The organism is Pseudarthrobacter sp. CC12 (genome assembly GCF_039907755.1).
GTDB classification, from domain to species: domain Bacteria; phylum Actinomycetota; class Actinomycetes; order Actinomycetales; family Micrococcaceae; genus Arthrobacter; species Arthrobacter niigatensis.
Map to the genome: position 1 here is coordinate 129,982 of NZ_JARDJH010000005.1, position 13,950 is coordinate 143,931.

The 13,950-nt window shown below is 66.8% G+C and carries 12 protein-coding genes; 9 read left to right on the forward strand and 3 right to left on the reverse strand.

All coding sequences use genetic code 11. The features are described from left to right. Positions 1 to 175: 175 nt before the first annotated feature. Genes PV772_RS06185 through PV772_RS06195 form a run of 3 tightly spaced genes read left to right on the forward strand, consistent with a single transcriptional unit; the run spans position 176 to position 3,770 of the window. Positions 176 to 1,525: an aminomethyl transferase family protein gene (locus PV772_RS06185; protein WP_347885651.1), complete on the forward strand. Its 1,350-nt coding sequence runs from the start codon at positions 176 to 178 to the stop codon at positions 1,523 to 1,525. An 18-nt stretch (positions 1,526 to 1,543) separates the two neighbouring features. Further along, complete coding sequence (locus PV772_RS06190; protein ID WP_347885652.1) at positions 1,544 to 2,956, forward strand: aminomethyl transferase family protein; 1,413 nt, start codon at positions 1,544 to 1,546, stop codon at positions 2,954 to 2,956. A 4-nt stretch (positions 2,957 to 2,960) separates the two neighbouring features. Next, complete coding sequence (locus PV772_RS06195) at positions 2,961 to 3,770, forward strand: NAD(P)-binding domain-containing protein (protein ID WP_307361094.1); 810 nt, start codon at positions 2,961 to 2,963, stop codon at positions 3,768 to 3,770. A gap of 29 nt (positions 3,771 to 3,799) precedes the next feature. Here PV772_RS06195 and PV772_RS06200 read toward each other — a convergent pair whose 3' ends face one another. Both PV772_RS06200 and PV772_RS06205 read right to left on the reverse strand, forming a co-directional pair. Next, entirely contained in the window at positions 3,800 to 4,036 is a 237-nt protein-coding gene (locus PV772_RS06200; protein ID WP_141158887.1) for a hypothetical protein, read from the reverse strand. A gap of 123 nt (positions 4,037 to 4,159) precedes the next feature. Continuing rightward, complete coding sequence (locus PV772_RS06205) at positions 4,160 to 5,386, reverse strand: pyridoxal phosphate-dependent aminotransferase (protein ID WP_347885653.1); 1,227 nt, start codon at positions 5,384 to 5,386, stop codon at positions 4,160 to 4,162. A gap of 153 nt (positions 5,387 to 5,539) precedes the next feature. On the opposite strand from PV772_RS06205, the gene PV772_RS06210 reads away from it, so the two are divergent. Continuing rightward, on the forward strand, positions 5,540 to 6,463 hold the full coding sequence (locus PV772_RS06210; RefSeq protein ID WP_347885654.1) for an AEC family transporter: 924 nt from the start codon (positions 5,540 to 5,542) through the stop codon (positions 6,461 to 6,463). A gap of 52 nt (positions 6,464 to 6,515) precedes the next feature. Beyond that, positions 6,516 to 7,601, forward strand: coding sequence for an ATP-dependent DNA ligase (locus PV772_RS06215; RefSeq protein ID WP_141182794.1), 1,086 nt, complete (start codon positions 6,516 to 6,518; stop codon positions 7,599 to 7,601). Positions 7,602 to 7,701: 100 nt separating this feature from the next. Here the strand turns inward: PV772_RS06215 and PV772_RS06220 are convergent, their stop codons facing one another. Continuing rightward, positions 7,702 to 9,021, reverse strand: coding sequence for an MFS transporter (locus PV772_RS06220; RefSeq protein WP_141158891.1), 1,320 nt, complete (start codon positions 9,019 to 9,021; stop codon positions 7,702 to 7,704). A gap of 230 nt (positions 9,022 to 9,251) precedes the next feature. Between PV772_RS06220 and PV772_RS06225 the strand changes: the two genes are divergently transcribed. From PV772_RS06225 to pcaH, 4 genes are all read left to right on the forward strand, one after another. After that, positions 9,252 to 10,109, forward strand: a complete 858-nt coding sequence (locus PV772_RS06225; protein WP_168223193.1) for an IclR family transcriptional regulator — start codon at positions 9,252 to 9,254, stop codon at positions 10,107 to 10,109. Positions 10,110 to 10,263: 154 nt separating this feature from the next. Further along, positions 10,264 to 11,145, forward strand: a complete 882-nt coding sequence (locus tag PV772_RS06230) for a shikimate dehydrogenase (RefSeq protein WP_141158893.1) — start codon at positions 10,264 to 10,266, stop codon at positions 11,143 to 11,145. Further along, on the forward strand, positions 11,145 to 13,016 hold the full coding sequence (locus PV772_RS06235; RefSeq protein WP_347885655.1) for a TIM barrel protein: 1,872 nt from the start codon (positions 11,145 to 11,147) through the stop codon (positions 13,014 to 13,016). Before PV772_RS06230 ends, PV772_RS06235 begins: the two co-directional genes overlap by 1 nt. 58 nt (positions 13,017 to 13,074) lie before the next feature. Continuing rightward, positions 13,075 to 13,947, forward strand: a complete 873-nt coding sequence (pcaH, locus tag PV772_RS06240) for a protocatechuate 3,4-dioxygenase subunit beta (RefSeq protein WP_141158895.1) — start codon at positions 13,075 to 13,077, stop codon at positions 13,945 to 13,947. Positions 13,948 to 13,950: the final 3 nt, after the last annotated feature.

A 13,950-nucleotide genomic window follows, 5' to 3' on the forward strand; every position in this document is an offset into this window, starting at 1 on the left:
GCCTGGACGGCCCATGGTCAGTCCTTTCCGGCGGACAGTGCCAGAAAACCACGCTCTGGAACTTTGGTCAAGACATCCGATACAATTTTGTTAGCAATCGTGTTGGTACTGGACGTCCCGGGCTGCCCTCCGCCGTGGACCGAACGATGGAGTTCGCAGTGACAGGCATTTCACAGTGACAGGGACTTTGCAGGAAGCGCTGGACCTGGGCGCTTCACCGGTCCAGCTTCTACGTGATTCCCCGGCCAGCCCCCACGTTTTTCCCGTGCGGGCGGAGTTCAGCAACTGGCGCTCCGAGCAGAATTCCTGGCGTACGGCCTGCGCCCTCCTGGACCAGTCCCACCACATGACCGATCTCTTCCTCTCCGGGCCCGACGCGGAGGGGCTGCTGCGCGGGCTCGCGGTGAACTCTTTCGCGAACTTTCCCGTGGACCGTGCCAAGCAGTTCATCGCGGTGAACCATTCAGGGCAGCTCATCGGCGACGCCATTTTGGCACATCTTGACGAACAGTCCTTCAACCTGGTGGGCCACCCGATGGCCATCGACTGGGTGCAGTACCACGCCGAAACCGGAGGCCACGACGTTGAAGTTTCCCGGGACGGAAACTCGATCGTCCGCCCCGGTGACCCCCGCCTGTTCCGCTACGAGCTCCAGGGGCCCACCGCCATGGCCATCGTCGAAAAACTCACCGGCGCCCCGGTGCCGCAACTCGGGTTCTTCCACATGGGGCACCTCCCCATCGCCGGACTGCAGGTCCGGGCCATCCGGCACGGCATGGCCGGACAGCCCGGCTTTGAGCTGTTCGGCCCCTGGGCAGAGGGCGGACGCGTCAGGGACGCGCTGCTTCAGGCCGGCGGGGAGTTCGGCCTGACCCAGGTGGGGGCAAAAGGCTATTCGACGGCGAACCTTGAGTCCGGCTGGGTGCCCTCGCCCGTGCCGGCGGTCTTCACGGACGAACGGTTGCGCGGCTACCGCGAATGGCTTCCGGCTTCGGCGGCCGGTTCACTGGGCGGGAGTTTCGATTCAGCGGACATCGAGGACTACTTCCTGACCCCGTACGAGCTCGGGTACGGCCGCTCCATCGCGTTCGACCACGACTTCGTGGGGCGGGAGGCGCTGGAAGCGCTCTCCCGCACCTCCTCCCGCCGCAAGGTGACACTCGTCTGGAACCCCGACGACGTCCAGGACGTGATGGGTTCCATCCTGCGTCCCGGCCTCCCCGCCAAATACATCGACCTGCCCAAGGCCCGCTATGCCCTCTTCCAGGTGGACCGGGTGCTCCAGGACGGCGACACGGTGGGCCAGTCCTTTGACTGCGGCTACATCGCCAACGAGCACTCTTTTGTTTCCCTGGCGGCGGTGGAGGGACTGGAAGACGGCGCCCAGGTCACCGTGCTCTGGGGCGAAGAGCCCAACTCCGCCAAACTGCAGGTGGAACCCCACCGGCAGGTCCCCATCCGAGCCACCGTCGCCCCCGCTCCCTTCGTGCAATACGCACGCGAGAGCTACCGCGCCACCCATTGAACCGAAGGAGAACAGCCCATGGCCCCGAAATCCCTGCAGGACGTGCTCGATGCGGCGGGCAATACCGTCGAACTGCTGCGCAATTCCCAACTCGGCACCTACATCTACCCCGTGGTCCCGGCAGAATTCACCAACTGGCGGCGCGAGCAGCGCGCGTGGCGCGAAACCGCGGTGCTCTACGACCAGTCCCACCACATGGTCAACTTCTTCGTAAAGGGGCCTGATGCCCTGAAGCTCTTCTCGGACACCGGCATCAACAGCTTCGCCAACTTCCCGGTCAACACCGCCAAACAGTTCGTCCCCACGGCCTCCAACGGCGGGGTGATCGGCGACGGCATCCTGTTCCACCTGGAAGACCAGGAGTTTGTCTACGTGGGCCGCGCGCCGGCTGCGAACTGGCTCCAGTTCCACGCCGAAACAGGCGGGTACGACGTCGAATGCACCTACGACGACAGGTCGCCGTCGCGCCCGTACGGACAGCCGGTCAGCCGTAAGTACTACCGCTTCCAGATCCAGGGCCCCAGCGCCTGGCAGATCATCGAGAAACTCAACGGCGGAACCCTGGAGCAGGTGAAGTTCTTCCACATGGGCCACCTGGGCATCGCCGGGGAACAGGTGCGGACTCTGCGCCACGGCATGGCGGGAGCGCCGGGGCTTGAAATCTGGGGACCCTACGAACAGCACGGAAAAATCCGTGATGCCGTGCTCGAGGCGGGGGCTGAGTTCGGGCTGGAACCGTGCGGGTCGCGGGCCTACTCCTCGAACACACTGGAATCGGGCTGGATCCCCTCGCCGCTGCCGGCAATCTACAGCAGCGACGCCGAGCGCGCCTACCGCCAATGGCTGCCGGCAACCAGCTATGAAGCGGTCAACGCGCTCGCCGGCTCGTTTGTCTCCGGCAACATCGAGGACTACTACCTCACCCCCTGGGAACTGGGCTACGGCTCCTTCGTGAAATTCGATCACGACTTCATTGGCCGCGACGCCCTCCAGGGGGTCGACCCTGCTGCGCAGCGGAAAAAAGTCACCCTCGCCTGGAACGACGAGGACCTGGCCGCCATCTGGGCGTCGTTCCTGGACCGGGATAAGCCCGGCTACCAGTTCTTCGACGTCCCCAACGCCAACTACGGGTCCTCCAACTACGACTCCGTCATCGACGCCGACGGGACGGGGGTGGGCCTGTCGCTCTTCACCGGCGTGACGGCCAACGAACGCCGCGGCCTCTCGCTGGCCACGGTAGACCCCAACGTGGAGATCGGTACCGAGGTGCGGGTTGTCTGGGGCGAACCCGACGGAGGGTCCCGGAAGACTACCGTGGAACCACATGAACAAATCAGTGTCCGGGCCGTCGTCAGCCCCGCCCCCTACGCGGTGACAGCCCGCACTGAGTACCACGGCGGCTGGCGGACCGCTGCCGCCGGTGCCCGATAGGCCGGTGGGAACGGCCGGCCCCGCTGTCGCCGTCCTGGGCCTGGGAGAAGCCGGGAGCATCTACGCCGAGGACCTGGCCGGCCGTGGACTGCGGGTGACGGGGACGGATCCGGTGGTCCAGGCAGTTCCGCCGGGGGTGCTGCAGGCCCCTGGAATCAGCGAAGCGGTGGCCGGCGCCGGCCTGGTGATCAGCCTGGTGGGTGCCGGCGCGGCGGAAGCCGTCCTTGCGGAGGCGCTGGCCGCCATGGACCCGGAAGCCGTCTTCGCGGACCTGAACACCGCGGCACCGGGCCAAAAGCGGCAGTTGGCGGAACGGGCCGCCAGGAGCGGAGTCCTTTTCGCCGACGTCGCCATCCTGGCGCCCGTTCCCCGCGGGCGGATCAATTCGCCCCTGCTGATTAGCGGCACGGGGGCTGATGCCCTGCTGTCACTCTTCACCGGATGGGGTATCCCGGCGGCCGGCGCAGGCGGCGAAGCCGGTGCTGCCGCCGGCCGGAAGCTGCTCCGCAGCGTGTTCATGAAGGGACTGGCCGCATCCGTCCTGGAGGCGGTCACGGCCGCCGAGGCGGCAGGGGCAAAGGACTGGATCATCAGCCAGATCGCAGCGGAACTTGGCCCGTCAGGCGACGCGCTGGTGGCGCGGATGCTTGAGGGGACGCGGCTGCATGCCGTCCGGAGGGAGGCGGAGATGGTTGGGGTGCGGGAGTTCCTGGAGTCGCTCGGGACCGCCCATCCGGTAACGGACGCCAGCATCGAGTGGCTGCATTCGCTCGCGCTCCGGCAGCAGGAACAGGTTGCGGACAGTCCTTCCTGACTACGCCCGCAGCCGTCTTCCCGGACCGGCTATGCCACCCGCCAAACGCTGCACTCGTCCGTATTGATAGCCTTCCGCACCCCGCTGATGCGGTCCAGGATCCAGACCACGCCGATGCCGGGAGCTGTCTCCTGCACGCTGCCGCGGCGGATCACCACGTCGTCGTAGGAGGGCCCCACCGAAAGGCGGGCTTCGATTTCGTCGCCGCGGTGGAGCTGGTCCAGGGCGCGGACTCGTGTTACATGCGTGGTCGCCTTCTTCAACATCGCGGGGCCTCCTGGCTGGAGCTGGTGCGGGCTCTTGCCTGCAATACCAAGTGTGGGCCGCGAATGTTGCGTGCCGGTTTCCCAGCGGTTAGGGCGCGGTTAGTTCTTCGCGCCGCCCCGGTTTCAGGCTGCCGCCCCGCCGCGGTAGGCCGCCAGGAACGTGGAAATCCTCCGGACGGCTTCCTCGATGTCCAACACCGAGGGGAGGATGACGAAGCGGAAGTGGTCCGGCGCCGGCCAGTTGAAGGCCGACCCGTGGGAGACCAGGATCTTTTGGTCCCGGAGCAGGTCCAGGACAAACTTCTCGTCGCTCTCGATCGGGTACAGGTCCGGGTCCAGGCGCGGGAACAGGTACATGGCGCCCGACGCCGGGACGCACGTCACGCCGGGAATGGCAGTGAGGAGCTTGTGGGCCAGGTCCCGCTGTTCGCGCAGCCGGCCGCCGGGCTTCACCAGCGCGTCGATGCTCTGGTACCCGCCCAGGCAGGTCTGGATGGCGTGCTGCGCGGGAACGTTGGCGCACAGGCGCAGCGACGCCAGCAGTTCCAGGGCTTCACGGTAGGCGGCGGTGGCGGCCAGTGGACCGGTGACGGCCACCCAGCCGGCACGGTAGCCAGGCATCCTGTAGGCCTTGGACAGGCCACTGAAGGTCAGGCAGCAGACGTCCTCGGCCACGGCCGCGGTGTGGATGTGCGTGGCATCGCCGTAGAGCACTTTCTCGTAGATCTCGTCGGAGAACAGGACCAGGTTGTGCTTCCGGGCCAGGCCGGCGAACTGTTCGAGGATGTGCCGGGGGTAGACGGCGCCGGTGGGGTTGTTCGGATTGATGATCACAATGCCCTTGGTGCGGCTGGTGATCTTTGCTTCCACGTCGGCCAGGTCCGGCCACCAGTTCTCGGCCTCGTCACAGATGTAGTGCACGGCCTTGCCGCCGGTCAGGGTCACGGCGGCGGTCCACAGGGGGTAGTCCGGCGCGGGGACCAGGATTTCGTCGCCGTTCTCCATGAACGCCTGGAGGCACATGGAGATCAATTCGCTGACGCCGTTGCCGATGACGATGTCCTCGACCCCGATGTTCATGAGGCCCCGGGTCTGGTAGTACTGCGAAATGGCTGTCCGCGCCGTGAAGATGCCCTTCGAATCGCTGTACCCCTGGGCGCCGCGCAGGTGGTGGATCATGTCCACCACCACGGACTCCGGCGCTTCCAGCCCGAAAGGCGCAGTGTCACCGAGGTTCATCTTGAGGATCCGGTGCCCCTCGGCCTCCATGTTCTTCGCCGCCTCATGGATGGGGCCGCGAAGTTCATAGCGGACATTCCGGAGTTTGCTGGAGTGTTGCATGGCGCGCATGGTTGATCTTTTCACACAGCACGGGCGGCGGGCGGCGGGGAAGGCCAGTCCGTGGACGCCTGCTGGCACAGCGCTCCCTATTCGATAAGTTGTGAACTTGTAGTACTGCCTTCCTGCGGTGGTGCACGGCGGAACGGGAAGGAAGTACCCCACGTGGGCGGTGTGCTGGTCGGACTGGCGGTGATCGGCGTCGTCATTGCCGTCGGATATCTTGCTGCGCGCTGTGGCCTGGGCGATGAACCCACCATCAACGCACTGACCCGCACCGCCTTCTTCATCACCAACCCGGTCCTGCTGTTCACCGTGGTGCTCAAGTCAGACCTGTCCGTGGTCTTTTCCGCCTATGTTCCGCTGGCCATGATCACGGCGGCGGCAACTGCGCTCCTCTACGTGGCCGCCAGCCGGATCTGGTTCCGGCGGCCACTTGCCGAGACTGCGGTGGGTGCCATGGCCGGCTCCTACGTCAACGCCAACAACATCGGCATCCCCATCACGCTCTATGCCGTGGGGGACGCCACCCCGGTGGCCCCGGTCCTGCTGGTCCAGCTCCTCCTGTTCGCCCCCCTGGTCCTGACCCTGCTGGACCTCTCGGAAGCCGGCCGGTTCTCGCCGCGGCTGATGCTCACGCAGCCCTTCCGCAACCCCATGATCATCGCCTCGCTCCTCGGCGTGGTCCTGGCAACGTTCCACGTGGAGTTGCCCGCCCCGGTGATGGCGCCGCTGACCCTGCTGGGCGGTGCGGCTGTCCCGGTGGTGCTGCTGGCCTTCGGCATGTCGCTGCGCGGCACCAGGATGCTCCGGAGCGGCGGGCACACGGCCGAGATCCTCACTGCCACGGCGCTGAAGTCCGCTGTGATGCCTGCCGTGGCATTCGTCGTCGGACGCTTCCTGTTCAACCTGGACCACCACATGCTCCTGGGTGTGGTGCTCATGGCCGCGCTGCCCTCGGCCCAGAACGTGTTCCTGTTCGCCAGCAAGTACGGGCGCGGGGTGGCGGTGGCGCGGGAGACCATCCTGCTCTCCACGGCCGCCGCTGCGCCGGTGCTGGTGCTGGTGGTGTGGCTGCTGGCGGCCTGAAGCGGGCGCGCCGCCCTACCGCCCGGGGCGCCGGCCGGGCAAGAATGGGCACATGGAACTTCCCGTGATGCCGCCCGTCCCGCCCATGCTCGCCAAGGCCGTCAGCGGCATCGATGGCATCCCCGGCAGCGGAGGCCTCAGTTACGAACCCAAGTGGGACGGCTTCCGGTCCATCATTTTCCGCGACGGGGATGACCTGGAGATCGGCAGCCGCAACGAAAAACCCATGACCCGCTACTTTCCGGAACTGGTGGCTGCGCTCAAGGAAAACCTGCCCCCGCGCTGCGTGGTGGACGGCGAGATCATCCTGGTGGGGGCGTCCGGGGACCGGCTGGATTTCGACACGCTGCAGCAGCGCATCCACCCTGCCGCCAGCCGCGTGAAGCTGCTGGCGGAACAGACCCCCGCAAGCTTTGTGGCCTTCGACCTCCTGGCCCTGGGTGGGGACGACTACACCGGCCGGCCCTTTGCGGAGCGGCGGGCCGCCCTGGAGAAGGCGCTCGCCGGCAGCAAGGCGCCCGTCCACCTCACCGCAGCCACCACGGACAAGGACACCGCCGGGCAGTGGTTCGAGCAGTTCGAGGGTGCCGGGCTGGACGGCATCGTGGCCAAGCGGCTGGACGGCCGGTACGAGCCGGACAAGAGGGTGATGTTCAAGGTCAAGCACGAGCGCACCGCGGACTGCGTGGTGGCCGGCTACCGCCTGCACAAGAGCGGGCCGGACGCCATCGGCTCGCTGCTGCTGGGCTTGTACAAGGACGACGGCGGCCTGGCCAGCGTGGGTGTGATCGGCGCCTTCCCGATGAAGCGGCGGCAGGAGTTGTTCCAGGAGCTGCAGCCGCTGGTGACGGGCTTTGATAACCACCCCTGGGCCTGGGCCAGGCAGGAGGAAGGCGAACGGACCCCGCGGAACGCGGAGGGCAGCCGCTGGAGCGCCGGGAAGGACCTGTCCTTCGTGCCCCTGAAGCCCGAACTGGTGGTGGAGGTCCGCTACGACCACATGGAAGGCGAGAGGTTCCGGCACACGGCCCAGTTCAACCGCTGGCGGCCGGACCGGGACCCGGAATCCTGCACCTACGCGCAGCTGGAGGAGCCGGTGAACTTCGACCTCGCCTCGGTGCTGGCGACGGGCCGATAGCCCCAGGCCGGCCCAGTTTTAATGGGGGAGAGCCCGCCATTTGGGGGAATGGCGGGCTCTCCGGCCTGGAAACCGGGCCAGTCTGTAAGCGGCGGACGGCCTACTTCAGGCCGAGCAGCCTGGTGGGCGTCCGGAAGGACTCCCGGGCCGTCAGGGCGGACACTGCTGCAACGGCGCAGATGATGGCGGTGAAGATGCTGATCTGCACCCAGCCGCCGGGCTTGATGCCACCCATGGCCGCAACGATTGCCGGGGCGAACCCTGCCATCAGGAAGCCGAGCTGCGTGCCGATGGCCAGGCCGGAGAAGCGGACCTTGGTGCTGAACATCTCGGCGTAGAAGGAGGGCCAGACGGCGTTGGCTGCCGCGTAGCCTCCGGAGAAGTAGCCAATGGCGGCCAGGAACATCAGGGGGATGCTGCCGGACTCCAGGCTGAGCAGGAACACCGGGGTGAGGATTGCACTGGCCACGGCGCCGTAGATGAAGACGGGCTTGCGGCCGATCTTGTCTGCCAGCATCCCGAAGAGCGGCTGCGTGCCCAGGGCCACCAGGTTTGCACCCACGACGAGCCACAGGGTGGTGGTGCCGTCCACGCCGGCCACGGTCTTGGCGTAGCTGATGGCCAGGGTGCCGAACACGGTAGAGACGGCGGCGATGAACGCGCAGCAGATGACGCGGAGGACGTCGCGCCAGTGGCCCTTGAGCAGGTCGGCGACGGGCAGCTTGGCGATCTGGGCGGTCTTGCGTGCTTCTTCGAAGGCGGGCGGTTCGTGCAGGGTGCGGCGGATCAGGAACGCCACCACCACCACCACGGCGCTGAGCCAGAACGGGATGCGCCAGCCGATGCCGAACTTGATCTCATCCGGCAGGGCCAGGACGGGGATGAACACCAGGGCTGCGAGGATCTGGCCGCCCTGGGTGCCGGTGAGGGTCCAGGAGGTGAAGAAGGAACGGCGGTTGTCCGGAGCGTGCTCGAGGGTCATGGAGGAGGCGCCGGCTTGCTCGCCTGCGGCCGAGAGGCCCTGGCAGAGGCGGGCGAGCACCAGCAGGACGGGAGCCCACCAGCCGACGGTCTTGAAGTCCGGCAGGCAGCCGATCACGAAGGTGGAGGCGCCCATCAGCAACAGCGTGAACATCAGCACCTTGCGGCGGCCCACGCGGTCGCCGAAGTGGCCCAGGATGATGGCGCCCACCGGCCGGGCCACGTAGGCGAAGCCGAACGTCGCAAAGGACATGATGGCCGCATTGGTGTCGGCGTCGGGGAAGAAGACCTTGGGGAAGATCAGTGCGGCTGCGGAGCCGAAGATGAAGAAGTCGTAATACTCGACGGCGCTGCCGAGGAAGCTGGCGAGGGCTGCCTTCTTGGGCGTCCCGCCGGAGGTGAGGGCACCCGCCCCGGCGGACGGAAGTGTCTGGCTCATGGTGTTCCTTTGGTGTGACGACATTGTCGCGGATGGATCTGGGGGTCGCAGCCGCCGTTGCCTTGGTGCGGGCGGCGATGCGGCTGGAGTCCGGTGGAAAGACCCGGCAAGGGTAGCCACATGGTGGGAGCTACTTGTGCGATACAGAAACTATGACTGTGAGGATGGTCACCTGTCAAGAAAATAATCACCATCTAGAAATAGCTCTCACATTGTGGCAATATCGAAGCATGAGTGTGAACCAAGCCACAATGAACGACGACGTTCAGCCGGACCCTGCCGCGCTGGCCGAAGAGCCCGAGGGTGGGAAGAAGGTGGGGACAAAGAAGGCGGCGGACCGGACGGACATGGTGGGCAAAGCCCTGGGACTGCTGGTGCTGCTGGGGGAGGAGCCCCGTGGTGCAAGTGCCGCCGACATATCCCGCCGGGCGGAACTGCCGTTCAGCACTACCTACCGGCTGCTCGGATCGCTGGCGCGCGACGGATTCGTGGACTATGAGCCGGATGGCCGCCGCTACCACCTCGGCCTCCGGATCTTCCAGCTGGGCCAGCGTGTTTCCAACCACCACGGTTTCGCCGGTACGGCCATGCCGGTATTGCGCAGGGTGACTGCCGAAACCGGCGAAGCAACCATCCTCAGCGTCCGGGACGGCCTCCACCACCTCACTGTCAGCAAAGTGGATGGCCCGCAGATCTTCCGGGTGACCAGCGACCCCGGCCATCTGGGATCTTTGTCCACCACCGCCGTCGGGAAGGCCCTGGTGGCATTCGCCGAGGACGGGGAGCGCGAAAAGCTCCTCGCGGAGTTGCCGCTTGAGCCGCTGACCGGGAAGTCCATCACGGACCGGGAGGCGTTCAGGGCCGAGATTGCCCAGGTCCGCCGGCAGGGCTACGCCGTCATGGATGAAGAGAATGAGGCCGGCATGCGGGCGGTTGCCGTCCCGCTGCTGAACAGCCAAGGCCACGCCTTCGCGTCACTGGCCACGGCTGTTCCCGTCTTCCGGCTGGACCTTGAGGACCTGATCGCCCATGTTCCCCTGCTGCAGGAGGCTGCCGCCGAGCTTGCGGCCCGGCTTCCGCAGCGATAGCGGACCCAGCGCCGCAACAACTTTTCGCTTCCATTTGTTCGTATGAAGAACATAAGTGCGATAAGTGAACATCTGTTGTACTGTAATCCCTATCACCCCGCAGCGCGGCCCGAGGTCCGCGCCTGCCCGGTGCCGTACCAAAGGAGCTGCACGCATGAGCATTCGAACTGAGTCCTACCTGGTGGGACTGGTTGGTGACGGCGTCACGCCATCGCTCACGCCACCCATGCACGAACGGGAAGGTGACGTGCAGGGCCTGCGCTACCTGTACCGGCCCATCGACCTGCTCGAGCTGGGGTTGACCGGGGAAGCGGTGGGAGCCATCCTGCAGAGCGCCCGTACCCTGGGTTTCAACGGACTGAACATCACCCACCCCTGCAAGCAGCTGGTACTCCAGCACCTGGACGAGGTCAGCCCGGACGCCCGCCGGCTCGGCGCCGTGAACACCGTGGTCATCCGGGACGGCCGCTTCATCGGCCACAACACGGACTTTTCCGGCTTCGCCGCCGCCCTGGCATCCGGCCTGCCCGGCGCGCGGCTGGACCGCGTGGTGCAGCTCGGCGCAGGAGGTGCCGGCTCCGCCGTCGCCTACGCCCTGCTCAGCGCAGGCGTTAAAACCCTGGACCTGGTGGACATGGATCCCCAGCGCGCCGCAGCGCGCGCCGCCGAACTGGCAGGTTTCTTCCCGGACAGCACCGTGGCGGCACGCACGACGACGGAGCTGCCGCAGCTGATGCCGCTGGCCGACGGCCTGGTGCACTGCACACCCGTTGGCATGGCAGCCCACCCCGGCGTCCCGCTGGACCTGGACCTGCTCGAGCCCCGGCACTGGGTGGCCGACATTGTCTACCGCCCCATCGACACGGAACTGGTCCGCGGCGCCCGCGCCAAGGGCTGCGAGGTCCTGGACGGTGGCCGCATGGCGGTGGGCCAGGCCGCCGACGCGTTCCGGATCTTCACCGGGCTGGACGCTGACCCGGAGCGCATGCGCTCGCACTTCCTGGACCTTGTAGCCGCCGAGGAGGTGGCCGCCTGATGCGCACCGGAATCGCCACCGTCTGCCTCTCCGGCACCCTGAAGGAAAAGATGCAGGCCTGCGCCATCGCCGGGTTCGACGGCATCGAGATCTTCGAGCAGGACCTGGTCACCTCACCCCTGAGCCCCGAGGACGTCCGCAGGATGGCAACGGACCTGGGGCTCGGCCTGGACCTGTACCAGCCCTTCCGCGACTTCGACGGCGTCACCCCGGACCTGCTCAAAGCCAACCTCCGGCGCGCCGAGGCCAAGTTCAAACTCATGGCACGCCTGGGCATGGACACCATCCTGGTGTGCTCGAACGTTGCCACCGCCACCATCGACGACGATGCCGTCCGCGCCGAACAACTGGCACAGCTCGCCAACCTGGCCGGGGACCACGGCGTCAAGGTGGCCTACGAGGCCCTGGCGTGGGGCAAGTACGTCAACGACTACGAGCACGCCTACCGCCTGGTGGAGATGGTGGACCACCCCAACCTGGGCACCTGCCTGGATTCCTTCCACATCCTCTCCCGCGACTGGGACACCGCCCCGATCGAGGACATCAACGCGGACAAGATCTTCTTTGTCCAGGTGGCGGACGCCCCCAAGCTCTCCATGGACGTGCTGTCCTGGAGCCGCCACTACCGGGTGTTCCCGGGCGAAGGACAGTTCGAGCTGGCCAAGTTCATGGGCCACGTGGTCCGCGCGGGCTACACCGGGCCGGTTTCGCTCGAGGTCTTCAACGACGTCTTCCGCCAGTCGGACGTGGAACGCACCGCCGTGGATGCGATGCGTTCACTGATCTGGCTGGAGGAGCAAAGCGCCAAATGGCTCGCCGGCAATGAAGCCACGCCCGGCAACCCAGCCGCGCTCCGCCGTCGTTATCCCATGGAACTGGCCACGCTGCCCAAGGTGAACGAACCCGCCGGCTTCAACTTCGCCGAGGTCAAGGCGGACGACACCGCCCAGCTGGAGAAGCTCCTGGGCCAGCTCGGTTTCCAGTTCGAAGGCCGCCACCGGACCAAGGATGTGCAGCTGTGGACCATGGGCCAGGCACGCGTGATCATCAACGAACAGGCAGCGCAGCACGCGGAGCCCGCCATCGCCGCGCTGGGATTCGACGTCGATTCACCCGTGATTGCCTCCGCCCGCGCCCAGCAGCTCAAGGCCCCTGTGGTGGCCCGCAAGGTCCAGGCGGACGAGGAAGTGTTCCAGGGCATTGCCGCCCCGGACTCCACCGAAATCTTCCTCTGCCAGGGCAGCCCGGACGGCGCCGCGGCCTGGACCCACGAATTCGGCGAAGGGCTCGAACACCCCTCCCCGGGAGCCCGGGCCGTGATTGACCACGTCAACCTGGCCCAGCCGTGGCAGCACTTCGATGAAGCTGTCCTCTTCTACACCAGCGCCCTGGCCCTGGAGCCGCAGCCCTTCGCGGAGGTTCCCAGCCCCAGCGGCCTGGTGCGCTCGCAGGTAATGCAGACTTCCGACGGCGCGGTGCGGCTGGTCCTGAACCTCGCCCCGATCCAGCAGGCCAGGAACGAGGCCCGCAAGACCTACCAGGAACACATCGCCTTCGCCGTGGAGGACCTGGTGGCCACCGCCCGGGCCGCCCGGGAGCGCGGCCTGGAATTCCTGCAGATCCCGGCCAACTACTACGAGGACCTGGACGCCCGGTTCGACCTGGAACCCGGATTCCTGGCCACCCTGCAGGAGCTCAACCTGCTCTTCGACCGGGATGCCGACGGCGAGTTCCTGCACTTCTACACCGCCACCGTGGGCAGCGTGTTCTTCGAAATGGTGGAACGCCGCGGCGGCTATGACGGCTATGGCGCCCCGAACGCCCCGGTCCGGCACGCGGTCCAATACGACTCGCTGCACCGCACCACCTAAACCCGCACCACCCAGTACCCAGACGCAACAAACCCAACAGATCAGAAAGGAGCCAGCGGTGAAGGAAGACATCAACGCCGAGCTGGAGTCGGAAGAGCTCGTGCCCCCGGCCGAACCGAAGGCTGCCCACCAGCCCCTGGACAAGGCCATCGAGTCGCAGGCGGACCTCAGCGCAGAGATCAACGCCATCGGCGAGGCCTACCGCCGCGCGCTCAAGGACGGCGGCCAGCCGGAGATCCAGCCCCGGCTGGACTATCCGCCGTACCGCAGCAGCATCCTGCGCCACCCCACCAAGAGCCTGCAGCACGCGGACCCGGAAACCATCGAGCTCTACTCGCCGGCCTTCGGGCACCAGGACGTGCACGCCCTGGAATCGGACCTGACCATCCAGCACAACGGCGAACCCCTGGGCGAGCGCATCATCGTCTCCGGCAAGGTCCTGGACGGCGACGGCCGCCCGGTGGCAGGACAGCTGGTGGAGATCTGGCAGGCCAACTCCTCCGGCCGCTACATCCACAAGCGTGACCAGCACCCCGCGCCCATCGACCCCAACTTCACCGGCATTGGCCGCTGCATCACCGGCCCGGACGGCTCGTACCGGTTCACCACCATCAAGCCCGGCGCTTACCCGTGGAAGAACCACCTGAACGCGTGGAGGCCGGCGCACATCCACTTCTCGCTGTTCGGCACCGAGTTCACCCAGCGCATCATCACCCAGATGTACTTCCCCGGCGACCAGCTCTTCCCGCTGGACCCGATCTACCAGACCATCGTGGACCAGGACGCCCGCGACCGGCTGGTGGCCACCTATGACCACAGCATCACCGAGCCCGAATGGGCCCTGGGCTACAACTGGGACATCGTCCTGACCGGCCCGAAGCGGACCTGGACCGAAAACGAGGCGCTCGGCGCCGCAGGCGACGAGGAGTAGGAA